Annotated in this window: 19 protein-coding genes; 9 read left to right on the top strand and 10 right to left on the bottom strand. The window is 38.9% G+C overall.

The annotated features are described in order from the left end of the window. Positions 1-5: 5 nt before the first annotated feature. The 4 genes from N6B01_RS14755 to N6B01_RS14740 all read right to left on the bottom strand — a co-directional run bounded on the left by N6B01_RS14755 (position 6) and on the right by N6B01_RS14740 (position 3,794). On the bottom strand, positions 6-1,328 hold the full coding sequence (locus tag N6B01_RS14755; RefSeq protein ID WP_262080963.1) for an MFS transporter: 1,323 nt from the start codon (positions 1,326-1,328) through the stop codon (positions 6-8). 180 nt (positions 1,329-1,508) lie between these two features. Then, a complete protein-coding gene (locus N6B01_RS14750; RefSeq protein WP_262080962.1) occupies positions 1,509-2,477 on the bottom strand; it encodes an AraC family transcriptional regulator in 969 nt (322 codons plus the stop codon). Positions 2,478-2,561: 84 nt separating this feature from the next. Further along, positions 2,562-3,401, bottom strand: a complete 840-nt coding sequence (locus N6B01_RS14745; RefSeq protein WP_262080961.1) for a helix-turn-helix domain-containing protein — start codon at positions 3,399-3,401, stop codon at positions 2,562-2,564. 198 nt (positions 3,402-3,599) lie between these two features. Further along, a complete protein-coding gene (locus tag N6B01_RS14740) occupies positions 3,600-3,794 on the bottom strand; it encodes a hypothetical protein (RefSeq protein ID WP_262080960.1) in 195 nt (64 codons plus the stop codon). 396 nt (positions 3,795-4,190) lie between these two features. Here N6B01_RS14740 and N6B01_RS14735 point away from each other — a divergent pair, with 396 nt between their 5' ends. Continuing rightward, a complete protein-coding gene (locus N6B01_RS14735) occupies positions 4,191-4,805 on the top strand; it encodes an SMI1/KNR4 family protein (protein ID WP_262080959.1) in 615 nt (204 codons plus the stop codon). A gap of 45 nt (positions 4,806-4,850) precedes the next feature. On the opposite strand, the gene N6B01_RS14730 is transcribed toward N6B01_RS14735, so the two are convergent. Then, positions 4,851-5,303 (bottom strand): hypothetical protein, encoded by a 453-nt coding sequence (locus N6B01_RS14730; RefSeq protein WP_262080958.1) that lies wholly within the window; start codon positions 5,301-5,303, stop codon positions 4,851-4,853. 661 nt (positions 5,304-5,964) lie between these two features. Here N6B01_RS14730 and N6B01_RS14725 point away from each other — a divergent pair. From N6B01_RS14725 to N6B01_RS14705, 5 genes are all read left to right on the top strand, one after another. After that, the gene (locus N6B01_RS14725) at positions 5,965-6,297 is read left to right on the top strand and encodes a hypothetical protein (protein ID WP_262080956.1); all 333 of its coding nucleotides are present in this window, start codon (positions 5,965-5,967) and stop codon (positions 6,295-6,297) included. A 393-nt stretch (positions 6,298-6,690) separates the two neighbouring features. Further along, the gene (locus N6B01_RS14720; protein WP_262080955.1) at positions 6,691-7,242 is read left to right on the top strand and encodes a recombinase family protein; all 552 of its coding nucleotides are present in this window, start codon (positions 6,691-6,693) and stop codon (positions 7,240-7,242) included. A gap of 238 nt (positions 7,243-7,480) precedes the next feature. Continuing rightward, positions 7,481-8,536, top strand: a complete 1,056-nt coding sequence (locus N6B01_RS14715; protein ID WP_262080949.1) for a replication initiator protein A — start codon at positions 7,481-7,483, stop codon at positions 8,534-8,536. Between the two features lie 105 nt (positions 8,537-8,641). Next, entirely contained in the window at positions 8,642-8,896 is a 255-nt protein-coding gene (locus N6B01_RS14710) for a ribbon-helix-helix domain-containing protein (protein ID WP_262080950.1), read from the top strand. Between the two features lies 1 nt (position 8,897). Beyond that, positions 8,898-9,215: a type II toxin-antitoxin system RelE/ParE family toxin gene (locus N6B01_RS14705; RefSeq protein ID WP_262080951.1), complete on the top strand. Its 318-nt coding sequence runs from the start codon at positions 8,898-8,900 to the stop codon at positions 9,213-9,215. Positions 9,216-9,339: 124 nt separating this feature from the next. Here the strand turns inward: N6B01_RS14705 and N6B01_RS14700 are convergent, their stop codons facing one another. Both N6B01_RS14700 and N6B01_RS14695 read right to left on the bottom strand, forming a co-directional pair. Next, a complete protein-coding gene (locus tag N6B01_RS14700) occupies positions 9,340-9,738 on the bottom strand; it encodes a stability/partitioning determinant (protein WP_262080952.1) in 399 nt (132 codons plus the stop codon). Then, complete coding sequence (locus N6B01_RS14695) at positions 9,739-10,425, bottom strand: ParA family protein (protein ID WP_262080953.1); 687 nt, start codon at positions 10,423-10,425, stop codon at positions 9,739-9,741. Positions 10,426-10,678: 253 nt separating this feature from the next. Here N6B01_RS14695 and N6B01_RS14690 point away from each other — a divergent pair, with 253 nt between their 5' ends. The 3 genes from N6B01_RS14690 to N6B01_RS14680 all read left to right on the top strand — a co-directional run bounded on the left by N6B01_RS14690 (position 10,679) and on the right by N6B01_RS14680 (position 12,602). Beyond that, positions 10,679-11,218 (top strand): hypothetical protein, encoded by a 540-nt coding sequence (locus N6B01_RS14690; RefSeq protein ID WP_262080954.1) that lies wholly within the window; start codon positions 10,679-10,681, stop codon positions 11,216-11,218. Positions 11,219-11,516: 298 nt separating this feature from the next. Then, positions 11,517-12,203, top strand: coding sequence for a ParA family protein (locus N6B01_RS14685; RefSeq protein WP_262080953.1), 687 nt, complete (start codon positions 11,517-11,519; stop codon positions 12,201-12,203). Then, the gene (locus tag N6B01_RS14680) at positions 12,204-12,602 is read left to right on the top strand and encodes a stability/partitioning determinant (protein ID WP_262080952.1); all 399 of its coding nucleotides are present in this window, start codon (positions 12,204-12,206) and stop codon (positions 12,600-12,602) included. 124 nt (positions 12,603-12,726) lie between these two features. Here the strand turns inward: N6B01_RS14680 and N6B01_RS14675 are convergent, their stop codons facing one another. The 3 genes from N6B01_RS14675 to N6B01_RS14665 all read right to left on the bottom strand — a co-directional run bounded on the left by N6B01_RS14675 (position 12,727) and on the right by N6B01_RS14665 (position 14,461). Beyond that, complete coding sequence (locus tag N6B01_RS14675; RefSeq protein WP_262080951.1) at positions 12,727-13,044, bottom strand: type II toxin-antitoxin system RelE/ParE family toxin; 318 nt, start codon at positions 13,042-13,044, stop codon at positions 12,727-12,729. 1 nt (position 13,045) lies between these two features. After that, positions 13,046-13,300 (bottom strand): ribbon-helix-helix domain-containing protein, encoded by a 255-nt coding sequence (locus tag N6B01_RS14670; protein WP_262080950.1) that lies wholly within the window; start codon positions 13,298-13,300, stop codon positions 13,046-13,048. 105 nt (positions 13,301-13,405) lie between these two features. Further along, the gene (locus N6B01_RS14665; RefSeq protein ID WP_262080949.1) at positions 13,406-14,461 is read right to left on the bottom strand and encodes a replication initiator protein A; all 1,056 of its coding nucleotides are present in this window, start codon (positions 14,459-14,461) and stop codon (positions 13,406-13,408) included. Positions 14,462-14,734: the final 273 nt, after the last annotated feature.

The following is a 14,734-nucleotide window of genomic DNA, read 5'->3' as shown; positions in this document are numbered from 1 at the left end:
CATGGCTAAAGGGAACGGGTTAAACAAGAATAGAGGGCTGCGAGATTTTTGGCCGGATTAAGAAAAACCAGCACCATGGCAATAAGGCTTAATAAAAAAGCCAAACCAAAAAATGCCGATAGGCCGATAAAGGTAACAATGCTACCAGCCATTGATGCGGTTAATAGCGAAAGAGTAAGATCAATTGAAGCAAGCATAGACACACGGCTAGCGGCGGTATGGCTATCGCCGATTTGCTGGCTTAACCATAATGATAGTGCCTTTAAAGGGGCTATAAAGGCATAGCCAAGCGCCATATAAATAAGAGATATAAAAATAGCAAAAGGCGCATTTTGCCATTGATTGACACAGATTGCTGTTCCTAAAAATATGATTGCGGTGGCAAGGCTCATCCACCCGATAAGCTTTAAGCCATTATAGCGCAATAATATATGGCCGCTGATAAGGGCAGCACCCAGCCCCAAAGCATTGCTGCCAAATGCGCCAAAAAATCCAGCAAGGCCAGCAGAAACGCCAAAATCTACTTGCATAATTGGAAGATAGGCTGTGACTAAGCCTAAGCCCATTTTAGCAAAAAGCGCAATGAGGATAAAATGCCAAATGGTTTTATGGCGCAAAAAGGCTAAAAATTCCAAAAAAGACTGGGTTTCTCCGTGGCTTTTTGCGTCTTTAGGGCTATTCAGCTCTATTGCTAATGCCGGCCTTGCTGGGATTACTAAAAATAAAAAGCCGGTTGCAAGCGCCGTGCAAATAATAATTGCGCTAAGAATGATAAACCAGCTTTGACCATTGGCGAAAAAGGCAATCAACCCTAAAATAATACCACCGATGGTAAAGCCGATTACTTGCCAAATACTGGCATAGCGATAGCCTTGTTCATCTTCGGTAATAACCGCAAAGCCATCAAGTGCAATGGTGCCTGTGGCCAAAATGATAAAAAGCAAACTTGAAAGCACCATTAAAAGCGCAAAATTAGCACTCGGATCAACCCATAAAAATGCCAATAAAGTAAATGTTGCAATGAACGCAGTTAGCAAAATAATATGGCGATAAGCATTAGGTGCGCCTTTTGCATAGCTATCAATAAGGGGCGCCCAAAAAACGCGCAAAGCATAGGGTAAATAAACTAGTGAAAGCAGGCTTATAGAAGCGGCAGAATGTCCAGCTTCGCGCAGCAATGCTGGCAAAAGATAAAATATATAAGACATGGGAATGGCGGTAACAATATAAAATGCGCCATAGCATAAATAGCGCAAACGTCGTTGCCCATAAGGCGCATTTGTAGGCGCATCTGTGGGCGCAATTGATTTTGCAATTGATTGAAACACGATAATCCCCGTCCTCCAAAGGATGAAACCGCTTGCGATTTTTTAATATCTTTGTTGAGTAACATCTTTACTTCAATGGATATAGAAAGTCGGCTTGTGGATTTCGGGATAATTCTTGTGTTATTCGATCAACTTTATATTTAAGCAGTCTCATGCTTATAGATTTTTAAGATGATAGCTCTATTTAAATCGATCAACTGTTGGTGCATGGCCAAAATAATTGCGATAGGCATTGGTAAAATTTGCTGGATCAGAAAAGCCACATTGATAGGCAATTTCTGCAATATGCAATTGGTTTAAACGCACTTGCATACGGGCCATTTCCAATAATTTGCCGCGCAAATAAGTGGTAATAGATACACCAAAGGTTGATTTAAAAGCCCGCCTTAATGTGCTTTCATTGGTGGCAAAACGGTTCGCAATATCGCCAATTAAGTGCCGTTGATTAAGATGCTCATCAAGATAGAATTTAACCTCATAAGCAAGTTCATGATGGCGGCGGTTAAAATTGCTTTTTATTGGCTGGGCACTTAGAGCTGTAATACATTCTGCAATGAGGGCAAGTGCAAGTCCGGTGATCTCTATTTGCGTAACATAGCCATTTAAAGGTGAGGCATAAATTTGCTCAAGAATTGTTTGCATGGTTTTGGTTAGCGGCAAATTGCTTAAGCATGGCGCATTGCCAGCAATGAGTTTAAGTAATTCATCGGGTATAGGTTCATCCTTGGCTATTTGTTCAAAGAAATCCGCATTAATATAAAATGAAGTCATTTTAACATGCTGACCAATTTCCTGTCTTTCATGATGCTGACATATTTTACCGCAACCACATAGGGTAAGCTCATTGGTATTGTCCATGATTATCGGCTGGTCTTCGGCATAGCTGACCCAATTACCCTTAATGGTTTGGCCGATAAATAAACCTGGCTTAAGATCCATTGCTGCTTGGAAAGGTTTTGTTGTGGTAAGGTCGCAATCAAAATATTGAATATTAGGAGTTAGTAACTTGCCGCGATAACGTCCCTCAAAATCACCACTATTTGAAAAATCAACGGATGGATCGCAGTTTTCGTGGCGAGCGACAATGTCATCCACCATTATAATACTATCGCAATTTGGTAGATCAATATCTTTGTATGGGGTGTCCATTTTTCTTTGTCTTTCTATCAAAGATATTTTTAGCCAAATTTGAAACCGCGTCCTGACCCTAGATTAACGCGGTTATCTCAGCCATCAAGACCGATTAATTTGCGATGGTGAAAAGCCAAATTTTTTGCGAAATTCGGTGGTAAAATGGGCAGGGTTATATCCCATATCATGGGCAACGCGTGAAATAGAGGTTTCGCCTGCCTCTAAAAGTTGACGCGCTTCTTCTAAACGGCGCGCCTTGACATAGCTATAAACTGGCATGCCAAAAATATCACTAAATCCCGCACCAAGTTTGCGGGCATTGGTGCCAACCATGCGTGCTAACTCTATAACCGTTGGTGGATTGGCAAGATCTGCCAATAAAATTGCTTTGGCAGCATGAAAACATTCTATATCCCGCAGTGACCATTTGGTTTGCTTATCCATATTATCACCAGCTTCTGGTAATAAATAAGCCATTAATTCAAGCGCCTTGCCTGTCATATAAAGCTGGCGCGATTGCCCTTTAAGGGGGCAAAGCAATATTTGGCTCGAGATTGTATTGACTATATGGGAAGCAGTATGTTGCATTTTGCCAACCGCATTCATTATACTGGAAACGGTTTGTTCGCCAAATTGTACTTGTGCTTTTAAAGGGTCAAAGTGCAAAAATACCGCACTTAAAGCACCATCAGCTAGCGAGCGATGACAACTTTCTGAAGGTTCTTCGCTTTTAAATATGGTCATTTGGCCTTTTTGCCAAATATGATTGCCAAATTCAGTGTGGTCCACCTCAACCAATCCTTCAACCACGACCCCCAGCCAAATACCTTCATCCATAAGCGAGCGCCATTTATAGTCGCGCTTGACATTCATTGTGTCAAACATGATCGTTAATCCGGCAGTTTCGATAATTTCCATGCCGCTACCTATTGATGATTTCAATAATATACCTGATTATAATCTTCAAGTTTTATACCCAATCATTGATAAAATCAACCATCGGTATATCTGCTGCAATAGGGCATTTTAACGTTTGATATCATCTTTTCCACGTTGAAATAGGCAATATCGATTATATAATCATAAGCAAAATGCTCTTTACTGCCATCACCTTAGCCCATTCTTGATCGCTCATATCTTCTACTTTAGCAATGGTAATGACACCGGTATTGTGAATTGAAACATTGACGCACCAAATTCTTTTTCAGCAACATCAAAAAGCGTACGCGCACTTTCCTTGTCCACAACATCACAAATGACCACCTTAGCCTTGACACTTAAAGTTTGAAGCTCTTTTGTCACCTGTTCAACGCTATCTTCATTAGTGCTAACCATTATATTGGCGTTCTCTTGTGCAGAATGCTATCAATACCAATCATTTGGAAAAATACACCAGGCTCAGGAAACAATTCATTTAATGGCTTTGAGCATGCAGGTGATAGTGAAGCAAAAATATTATAATATCTCGTCAATAACTATACACTTGAACAATTATCTGCAAGTACTTTGAAAAATGATACCTTAGGAGATTAAAATAGTAATGCTTCAAGCATACAGAGCAGAACTAGCAGCTTGCAAATATTATTCACAAGGAATTAAATACTTCTCCACCAAATATGGTATGAATATTGAGTATAGATTTATGATAAAAATACAGGACTTAAAACTACGTATATATGGGGTAATACTGGAAAATTCCTTAGGTGTTGCCAATAATAAGGAGTGTTAAATATGGCTGATATGGAAATTGTAAAAGCAAAATTTGAAGAAGTTAATTCACGCAAGCTTGTGCCTGATATAGTTGGCACACCGCGCACGTTAAATCCCGTTTTGTCAGAAAAAGATATTATATTTTTTCAAAAAAAATTTAGTGTCGAATTGCCAGAAGATTATATATTTTATCTTACAAATATCGCCAATGGTGGTTTAGGACCAAGCATGGAAATGATCGCACTTGATTTAAATGGTGTAAAAGATCCGCGAATAATTGATGATGGTGAATCGTCTGAGATTGATCTGGCTGCAAACTTTCCATTTGAGAGTGCTTGGAATGATAATAGTGTTTTAAAATATGACGATAGATTGCCCAACGATGTATTTGATAATTATTGGGCTATAAAAAAAATTAGCGGTTCTATACCAATTGGTATTTTTGGATGTGGAGAAATTGCACTACTAATTGTCAATGGAATGCGGCGTGGCGATATTTGGCGCGATGATCGCATGAGGCGAAGTGGTATATATCCATTAAATGAAGGTGCAAATACAAGTTTTGCAGACTGGTTAGATATGTGGCTTGATGATGTTCTAAATGGTGTTGGCCAATATGATCGTCGCGGCGATTAAAGGTCGCTGCATTGAAACTAAGTTTTTAATCATTATAACTAACGGTTAATTAATGATATTGCCTTCTAAAACATACCAACCGTTAGCAGAATACCAGATATCACCGCTACTTTGCCATATCTTATAATAAGGCGTAAAATCAACTTGGTAATCAATCATTTCTTGCATCAAAAATATGGTAATATTTTTCGACGCTGTTAGAGAATATAATGCGTCATAGAGACAACTACATATTGTGTCAGATTTGCTAAGTGTTTTATCAAATAACTTATAAAAAAATGTATCTGTAATAAAATCACTTACGCCTCCGCCAATAAATTTTTTACTTTTAATTGTACTTAAGAATTCATCTTCATTATTCGTTGCACGCCAAAATCCTTTTTTAAGATTGTTAAATACACTTATATCGATGTTTTTAGAGAATATTTCTAAGTTTTTTGAAAAATTTTCGCAAAAACTATAAAATTCTAATCGTGAAAAAACTGAATTATTAGGCAATACATAAAGGCTATTATTTTTATTGTCTTTTAATAATTTTTCTATTTTTCTAATGAGTATATCCCCATTACGGTTCTGTTCGCATTGATGAGACCTACATCAAGGTTAAAGGCCTAGGATTAAATTTGCGGAAATATCTCTATCTTAGCTCATGATAAACACGGCGTTTCCATTGATTTTTTGACAAAATCATCGAGGGATAAAGGTGCTACTATGCGCTTTTTCCGCAAAGCGTTCAAAGATGATAGGCTCTTTGCAGTTTAATCCCCTTTGGCAAGATTGGAACAGATAAAGCAAAGGCTTTTCCTAGTGCCTTGCAGTCATTAACTGGAGATAATGTGTTTTTAAAAAGCACATCCATTATGCGACCAAGATATTACAATAAGGCATTGAAAGCGATCATTCTCGGCTTAAAAGACCAATGTCGCGCAGTGATGGCTTTTAATCATTCAGGACAGCTAAGCGAACGATAAGTGGCTACGAAGTGATGCTTTGGTTTTTAAAAGCATTTGGGTCACAAGGTGTATGAAAATTAAAGAAAAAACAATTGCTACACGATATATTTGTAATCAGACAAGTTAACAATACCTAAAAACTAGGCGTTCAAGGGCGTAAATGCATCAAATTTAAACTTTGCGACAAGGCCAAAAAGGATTTTTAAATGTTCAATAATGATATTAACTTTAACTATGAAGAATTAGAGAAAAAAATAGGCGAAGTACTCTATTGCTGTGATTTTTATTTTTTTAAATGCCCTAAATGCAAAACAATATATCTATATGAATATGATGGGGGAAGTTTTTTCTTTAACCCCGACAATATAAAAGAAGTTGTAAACGAGTCAAATTTTAAATGTTTAAAATGTGGTTTTGAATTTACAGCCAATGATAAAGTATCTAACGGCATTTGGTTCGGTGATAATCAAGACCCCAAGTTTCATGTTACAAAAAAAGATGTTCTTTCCAGTAATTGGGAATGGGCAATAATTAAATAAGGGCATTGCCAGAATAACTTTGCATTTGAATAATGGCGTGATATTTTTGCGCCATGAGTAAGATCAATCCTAAGCAATCAGTTAGGGCAAAAATGGCTTTTTGAACGTGATGCGGCTGGCCGCGTCATTAAAGAAATAGACTTTGCCGGACTTGTTCAAAATTATAGCTATGATAAAGCAGATCGCATTATCGCAACGCAATATGCTGACGGCGCAAAGTTAAATTTTGCTTATGATAAATCAGCGTTTTTGAGAAAAATTAATTTAATTAGCTTTTATGCGGATGGTTTAGCAGTTTTTATTCTTGAAAACCATTCTTGAAATATTATTCTCTTTTTAGTAAGTTTAATTGAGTTTTAAGAATGTTAATTTGGCTTTGAAGGAAAAGAGAGCATGCTGATTGGTTATGCCCGGGTATCAACACAAGATCAAAATTTAGAATTACAACAAGAGGCTTTGTTGAAAGCAGGCTGCGAGCGAATTTATGAAGATAAAATGAGTGGAAGCAAATCGGAGCGACCAGGTTTAACCAAAGCTATGGAGATGTTGCGTGAAGGTGATACGCTTGTTGTATGGAAGCTTGATCGCTTAGGCCGCTCAGTGAAGCATTTGGTTGATCTTGTTGGTGAGTTACAAAAACAAGGTGTTAATTTTAAAAGTCTAACGGATTCGATTGATACGGGTAGTGCTTCTGGTCGGTTCTTTTTCCATGTTATGGCAAGTTTGGCACAAATGGAACGAGAATTGATTATTGAGCGCACACGGGCAGGTTTAGCGACAGCAAGACAAATGGGTCGTGTTGGTGGTCGTCCGCGCAAAATGACCAATAGTAAGCTCAAATCTGCCAAAAGCCTTTTAGCTAGTGGTATTCCACCAAAAGATGTAGCAAAAAATCTTGGCGTTTCAGTTCCTACCCTTTATCGGTGGGTTCCGGCTAGTTCTTGATGATCATTAGTTTTTAATGGTTAAAAACTTATCCACAGGGTACTGGTGTTAAATATTGAGTTAAATATAGTGTTAAGGGGAATCTTAGTTTTGTTAAGTTTTTGTTTTTAATGAAGAAAAAGGCGTTTTATTTTGCGGTATGGTACCTAATACCACGAACTTTGGTACCTAAAATCTTGCTATTGGCACCTGATAACACGAATCTTGACAACGGTACCTAAAAACACGAATATAGGCTATGGAACCTGATAACACGAATAGATTCTCTCAGCTTATACCCGATCGTCATCCGCAACATGATTTGTTCATTTGTGATGTGTCTGATGCTGTTTTAAAAGATGTGATGCAACATTTGGAGCATCCCTTTTATTCTCTATCCAAAAAGCCAGAAACCTGTGTGCGCCGTTATGAGCATAATGGCCATTGGTTGGAAATTACGCCAAGTGTTAAAGGCCTTGCGACTATTTATGATAAAGATATCCTGATTTATTGTATTTCGCAGATTATGCATAAGATCAAACAAGGAAAGCCGGTTTCACAGCGCGTTCGGATTAATAGTCGTGATTTATTGATGTTTACCAATCGTGGTACATCGGGGCGTGATTATATGGCACTGATTGAAGCCCTTGATCGGCTTGAAGGCACCCGCATTCGCACGAATATTGTAACAGGTGACGAAGAACAGATTGATGGTTTTGGTTTGATTGATGCTTCCTCTATTCGGCGTAAACACGGTCTTGATGGCCGTTTATTATGGTGTGAAGTTAAATTATCCGATTGGGTTTTTAGTGCAATTGAAGCACAAGAAGTTTTAACCCTGCACCGCGATTATTTCCGGTTGCGAAAACCACTTGAGCGGCGTGTTTATGAAATTGCCCGTAAGCATTGCGGCCAACAAGATAGCTGGAAAATAAGTCTTGCTTTATTGTTAAAGAAAACGGGTTCGCAAAGTTCAGAAAAGCGGTTTCGTCAAATGATCCGCAATCTTGCCCAACATGATCATTTGCCAGATTATCATGTTGCTTTTGAAGCTGAGCATGACATGGTAATGTTTAAAAACCGTGGCACGATGAAAATCACCCATCATGTTGAAAATCGACCAATATGGACTGGGCAACTTAGTAGTGCTGTCTATGTTGATGCACGCGAAGCGGCACCTGGTTGGGATATTTATATGTTAGAAGATGAGTGGCGGGCTTGGCTTGCAGAAAATGAGATTACGCCCAATTATCCAGAAAAGCATTTTCTAAAATTTTGTTCAAGTTGGTTTTCAAAAAGAGGAAAGCCGGCTTAAGCCCCCCTGCTCTAGGGTCAGGACCTAACGCTTGATCTTATCATTGCTAAAAATATTCTTTTCTGCTATGTAAGTATATATAATTATATATAATACAGGTGATTTATGCCCCGCACAACAATTATGACCGTTCGCCTTGGCGAAACATTAAGTGATTATGTATCCTCACAAGTTGGCGGTCATGGGTGCTATGATAATATAAGTGAATATGTACGTGATCTTATTCGTAAAGATAAGGCACAGCATGAAGCCCAAACCTTTGATCGCTTAAAAAGTGAATTACAATTGGCTTTTGCAGCTCCCGATGAAAGTTATTGTGCACTTTCAGCTGATGATATCATAAAGCGTAATCGCACGTAAGATGGCTCATTATCTCATTCAGGAAGCGGCAAGCTATCGTCTTGACGAGATTTACCGCTACAGCCAACATGTTTGGGGCGACACACAGGCAGAGGCTTATATTCGTGGTCTTTTTGATGCCTTTGATAAAATAGCCAATCAAACTCTTATATCGCGGGTTATTCCTGCAGAATTTGGTGTCAATGGCTATTTTTGCCGCTATCAGCATCATTATATCTATTGGAAACGACTTTCTTCAGGCGATGTTGGTATTGTGACCATCTTACATGAAAAGATGCATCAAAGTGAGCGGATACGAGAACTTTTTGATACGCCTTAGAGTGTGTTGTTTGATTGATTGTTGAAACAATAAAGCGCTTTTTTATTTTTTAATTTGTCGCACATCCAGCCCAAAAATTGAAACAACTTTTGGCAAAAATGCTTTTTAAAAAAAGCCCCCTGCCCTATTTGGCTTTATATTCTTTTTCTAGCAAGGCAACAGCTTTTTCCAATGTTTCACCAAGTCCCCATTCTTGACTATCGGCAATGGCACAAAAGGCTGAAATGGTTTCTGGTCGCGCTTTAAGATTGAACTGGGCATTGCGTCCAGTACGGCGGCGGCGAGGCAAAGCCACCTCTTCTTTTATGATTGGCGCTGCTTTTTTAGGTTCACGGCTTTTAAAGCCTGCAGCTTTTGCAGCTTGACTTGCTATTTCACTGGCTAGCTGTTTGGTATCTTCTTCTTGACCATTTGATGAAATATCTTTCGCCTTATCCGCTTTCTTTTCTTTAGGCGCCCATTCATCAAGATTGAAATCATCCAAACTATCAGCAAAGCCAAGACTTGCTCTTTGTTTTGTCATTTATGCCCCCTGCCCGCTTTCATTGACTTGCTTTAATTTAGCTATAACTTCACCAGTGAATTCTTGCGCATTGATACGGGCTTTTTCAATATTATTAACTTGCTCATTGGTTAAGGCAGATAAAAGCCCACCATAATCAAAAATATCACGATAGGCAGCGCGTTCGACAATTGAAGTTTGAAAAACATCAATGCCGGCTTGATTGAGTTGATCGCGTACATTTTTAAACGAACGGGATATAACAGCTGCACTTGTGCGCGTGAATAAGATACTATGGGGAATGGGTCTTCGCGCGAGACGCTCTTGATTGCGAATGAGCTTAATGGTTTTAGCCGCCCCTCTTGCATCCATAGAAGCGCCTTGAGCTGGAATAATCACTAAATCTGACATACCAATAGCATTAGCTACCATCAAGCTAGCCGTGCCTTCCAAATCGACAATAACAAATTGCGCTTTCTCTGCCGCCTCTTCTATGGCATCAACAATGCTATCTTCGCTCACATCAGCAATAATGGTAATATTATCGGGCTTGCCATCCAACTTACCCCATTGGGAAATCCACCGTTCAGGATCTGCATCAATGATGGTGACTTTTGCTCCTCGGCTAGCAAGTTCGCTGGCAAGAAGCAGCGCAGATGTCGTTTTTCCTGCCCCGCCCTTTGGATTTGCAAATGATATGGTTGGCATAATCATTCCCTTTTTTAATAATATTGACGCATAACTACATCATAGTAGCTAACAAATAGCTAACTGATATTAAAAAAGTATCAAAATCCTATCAATATATTATCAATAAGATATCTGATAGCTATCTAGTAGCTACTAGATATCAATTATGGAATTCAATTAAAATATATTGTGAAACTATTCGCCAGTCGCTTTTAAAAGTTATATAACTTGTTAAGTAAGCATCAGCGTAAAAAGAAAAGTTGAAAGAATTATGATAGCTAAAATTATAGCAACTGCTGTCTTTGCATTTACATACCTGCCCTTCTTGGCTGCTGCCGATGATCTTGAAATAGAATTTTACCAAACTTATTCGCGCTATAATGACGAATTTAAGAAAACAGTATATGTTGTTCAAAATGTCAATGTTTTAGAAGGTGTAGATGGTTTTGGTGGTTCCGATATTTATTTTGATTGTACACCTGGTGATAGTGGACGGTTTATGTATAGAATATGGGAGTTTGGCGGTTTTAAAAGTGGTACCACAGATATAAAGGTTACTTTTGACGAGATGAATAGTTTGATCATACCCATTGAATTAAACCCAGGAAGCCAAACGGTATATGCCGTGTTTACTGATAAAGTCGTTGAAGCCCAAAAATTTCGTCAATTTATAGGATATTTACAAACAGCTAAAACAGTTAAATTTGAAACGACGTATCGAGACGTAAATTATTCACACGCATTTACTACCGATGATGGGGAATTGGGTAGGTTGATCTCAGACGCTTTGAAGAAGTGTCAAATACAGTAAACTGGCTAACGGCTAAGATTATATTTATGTGATGATAAAATGATGGATAGCAATTGGATCATTATCAATTCGTGCTAACTTATGCTTTGCTTCTAACTGTCATGACTAAACATATTTACCAAATATCTTGTAAAGACCAATAAGATATCTGATAGCTATTTAGTAGCTACTAGATAGCTATCAGATATCTTATTGATAATATATTGATAGGATTTTGATACTTTTTTAATATCAGTTAGCTATTTGTTAGCTACTATGATGTAGTTATGCGTCAATATTATTAAAAAAGGGAATGATTATGCCAACCATATCATTTGCAAATCCAAAGGGCGGGGCAGGAAAAACGACATCTGCGCTGCTTCTTGCCAGCGAACTTGCTAGCCGAGGAGCAAAAGTCACCATCATTGATGCAGATCCTGAACGGTGGATTTCCCAATGGGGTAAGTTGGATGGCAAGCCCGATAATATTACCATTATTGCTGATGTGAGCGAAGATAGCATTGTTGATGCCATAGAAGAGGCGGCAGAGAAAGCGCAATTTGTTATTGTCGATTTGGAAGGCACGGCTAGCTTGATGGTAGCTAATGCTATTGGTATGTCAGATTTAGTGATTATTCCAGCTCAAGGCGCTTCTATGGATGCAAGAGGGGCGGCTAAAACCATTAAGCTCATTCGCAATCAAGAGCGTCTCGCGCGAAGACCCATTCCCCATAGTATCTTATTCACGCGCACAAGTGCAGCTGTTATATCCCGTTCGTTTAAAAATGTACGCGATCAACTCAATCAAGCCGGCATTGATGTTTTTCAAACTTCAATTGTCGAACGCGCTGCCTATCGTGATATTTTTGATTATGGTGGGCTTTTATCTGCCTTAACCAATGAGCAAGTTAATAATATTGAAAAAGCCCGTATCAATGCGCAAGAATTCACTGGTGAAGTTATAGCTAAATTAAAGCAAGTCAATGAAAGCGGGCAGGGGGCATAAATGACAAAACAAAGAGCAAGTCTTGGCTTTGCTGATAGTTTGGATGATTTCAATCTTGATGAATGGGCGCCTAAAGAAAAGAAAGCGGATAAGGCGAAAGATATTTCATCAAATGGTCAAGAAGAAGATACCAAACAGCTAGCCAGTGAAATAGCAAGTCAAGCTGCAAAAGCTGCAGGCTTTAAAAGCCGTGAACCTAAAAAAGCAGCGCCAATCATAAAAGAAGAGGTGGCTTTGCCTCGCCGCCGCCGTACTGGACGCAATGCCCAGTTCAATCTTAAAGCGCGACCAGAAACCATTTCAGCCTTTTGTGCCATTGCCGATAGTCAAGAATGGGGACTTGGTGAAACATTGGAAAAAGCTGTTGCCTTGCTAGAAAAAGAATATAAAGCCAAATAGGGCAGGGGGCTTTTTTTAAAAAGCATTTTTGCCAAAAGTTGTTTCAATTTTTGGGCTGGATGTGCGACAAATTAAAAAATAAAAAAGCGCTTTATTGTTTCAACAATCAATCAAACAACACACTCTAAGGCGTATCAAAAAGTTCTCGTATCCGCTCACTTTGATGCATCTTTTCATGTAAGATGGTCACAATACCAACATCGCCTGAAGAAAGTCGTTTCCAATAGATATAATGATGCTGATAGCGGCAAAAATAGCCATTGACACCAAATTCTGCAGGAATAACCCGCGATATAAGAGTTTGATTGGCTATTTTATCAAAGGCATCAAAAAGACCACGAATATAAGCCTCTGCCTGTGTGTCGCCCCAAACATGTTGGCTGTAGCGGTAAATCTCGTCAAGACGATAGCTTGCCGCTTCCTGAATGAGATAATGAGCCATCTTACGTGCGATTACGCTTTATGATATCATCAGCTGAAAGTGCACAATAACTTTCATCGGGAGCTGCAAAAGCCAATTGTAATTCACTTTTTAAGCGATCAAAGGTTTGGGCTTCATGCTGTGCCTTATCTTTACGAATAAGATCACGTACATATTCACTTATATTATCATAGCACCCATGACCGCCAACTTGTGAGGATACATAATCACTTAATGTTTCGCCAAGGCGAACGGTCATAATTGTTGTGCGGGGCATAAATCACCTGTATTATATATAATTATATATACTTACATAGCAGAAAAGAATATTTTTAGCAATGATAAGATCAAGCGTTAGGTCCTGACCCTAGAGCAGGGGGGCTTAAGCCGGCTTTCCTCTTTTTGAAAACCAACTTGAACAAAATTTTAGAAAATGCTTTTCTGGATAATTGGGCGTAATCTCATTTTCTGCAAGCCAAGCCCGCCACTCATCTTCTAACATATAAATATCCCAACCAGGTGCCGCTTCGCGTGCATCAACATAGACAGCACTACTAAGTTGCCCAGTCCATATTGGTCGATTTTCAACATGATGGGTGATTTTCATCGTGCCACGGTTTTTAAACATTACCATGTCATGCTCAGCTTCAAAAGCAACATGATAATCTGGCAAATGATCATGTTGGGCAAGATTGCGGATCATTTGACGAAACCGCTTTTCTGAACTTTGCGAACCCGTTTTCTTTAACAATAAAGCAAGACTTATTTTCCAGCTATCTTGTTGGCCGCAATGCTTACGGGCAATTTCATAAACACGCCGCTCAAGTGGTTTTCGCAACCGGAAATAATCGCGGTGCAGGGTTAAAACTTCTTGTGCTTCAATTGCACTAAAAACCCAATCGGATAATTTAACTTCACACCATAATAAACGGCCATCAAGACCGTGTTTACGCCGAATAGAGGAAGCATCAATCAAACCAAAACCATCAATCTGTTCTTCGTCACCTGTTACAATATTCGTGCGAATGCGGGTGCCTTCAAGCCGATCAAGGGCTTCAATCAGTGCCATATAATCACGCCCCGATGTACCACGATTGGTAAACATCAATAAATCACGACTATTAATCCGAACGCGCTGTGAAACCGGCTTTCCTTGTTTGATCTTATGCATAATCTGCGAAATACAATAAATCAGGATATCTTTATCATAAATAGTCGCAAGGCCTTTAACACTTGGCGTAATTTCCAACCAATGGCCATTATGCTCATAACGGCGCACACAGGTTTCTGGCTTTTTGGATAGAGAATAAAAGGGATGCTCCAAATGTTGCATCACATCTTTTAAAACAGCATCAGACACATCACAAATGAACAAATCATGTTGCGGATGACGATCGGGTATAAGCTGAGAGAATCTATTCGTGTTATCAGGTTCCATAGCCTATATTCGTGTTTTTAGGTACCGTTGTCAAGATTCGTGTTATCAGGTGCCAATAGCAAGATTTTAGGTACCAAAGTTCGTGGTATTAGGTACCATACCGCAAAATAAAACGCCTTTTTCTTCATTAAAAACAAAAACTTAACAAAACTAAGATTCCCCTTAACACTATATTTAACTCAATATTTAACACCAGTACCCTGTGGATAAGTTTTTAACCATTAAAAACTAATGATCATCAAGAACTAGCCGGAACCCACTCAATCAAACTTA

Origin of the sequence: Bartonella sp. HY406 (assembly GCF_025449315.1) — a bacterium.
GTDB lineage: Bacteria > Pseudomonadota > Alphaproteobacteria > Rhizobiales > Rhizobiaceae > HY038.
This window is presented reverse-complemented; position numbering and strand designations above follow the sequence as displayed.

Coding starts and splice junctions, on each gene's coding strand:
- N6B01_RS14740 (WP_262080960.1), bottom strand. CDS start 3,794: ATGGTTAGCACTAATGAAGATAGCGTTGAACAGGTGACAAAAGAGCTT.
- N6B01_RS14705 (WP_262080951.1), top strand. CDS start 8,898: ATGGCTCATTATCTCATTCAGGAAGCGGCAAGCTATCGTCTTGACGAG.
- N6B01_RS14735 (WP_262080959.1), top strand. CDS start 4,191: ATGGCTGATATGGAAATTGTAAAAGCAAAATTTGAAGAAGTTAATTCA.
- N6B01_RS14750 (WP_262080962.1), bottom strand. CDS start 2,477: ATGGACACCCCATACAAAGATATTGATCTACCAAATTGCGATAGTATT.
- N6B01_RS14680 (WP_262080952.1), top strand. CDS start 12,204: ATGACAAAACAAAGAGCAAGTCTTGGCTTTGCTGATAGTTTGGATGAT.
- N6B01_RS14690 (WP_262080954.1), top strand. CDS start 10,679: ATGATAGCTAAAATTATAGCAACTGCTGTCTTTGCATTTACATACCTG.
- N6B01_RS14675 (WP_262080951.1), bottom strand. CDS start 13,044: ATGGCTCATTATCTCATTCAGGAAGCGGCAAGCTATCGTCTTGACGAG.
- N6B01_RS14710 (WP_262080950.1), top strand. CDS start 8,642: ATGCCCCGCACAACAATTATGACCGTTCGCCTTGGCGAAACATTAAGT.
- N6B01_RS14700 (WP_262080952.1), bottom strand. CDS start 9,738: ATGACAAAACAAAGAGCAAGTCTTGGCTTTGCTGATAGTTTGGATGAT.
- N6B01_RS14665 (WP_262080949.1), bottom strand. CDS start 14,461: ATGGAACCTGATAACACGAATAGATTCTCTCAGCTTATACCCGATCGT.
- N6B01_RS14715 (WP_262080949.1), top strand. CDS start 7,481: ATGGAACCTGATAACACGAATAGATTCTCTCAGCTTATACCCGATCGT.
- N6B01_RS14695 (WP_262080953.1), bottom strand. CDS start 10,425: ATGCCAACCATATCATTTGCAAATCCAAAGGGCGGGGCAGGAAAAACG.
- N6B01_RS14670 (WP_262080950.1), bottom strand. CDS start 13,300: ATGCCCCGCACAACAATTATGACCGTTCGCCTTGGCGAAACATTAAGT.
- N6B01_RS14725 (WP_262080956.1), top strand. CDS start 5,965: ATGTTCAATAATGATATTAACTTTAACTATGAAGAATTAGAGAAAAAA.
- N6B01_RS14685 (WP_262080953.1), top strand. CDS start 11,517: ATGCCAACCATATCATTTGCAAATCCAAAGGGCGGGGCAGGAAAAACG.
- N6B01_RS14720 (WP_262080955.1), top strand. CDS start 6,691: ATGCTGATTGGTTATGCCCGGGTATCAACACAAGATCAAAATTTAGAA.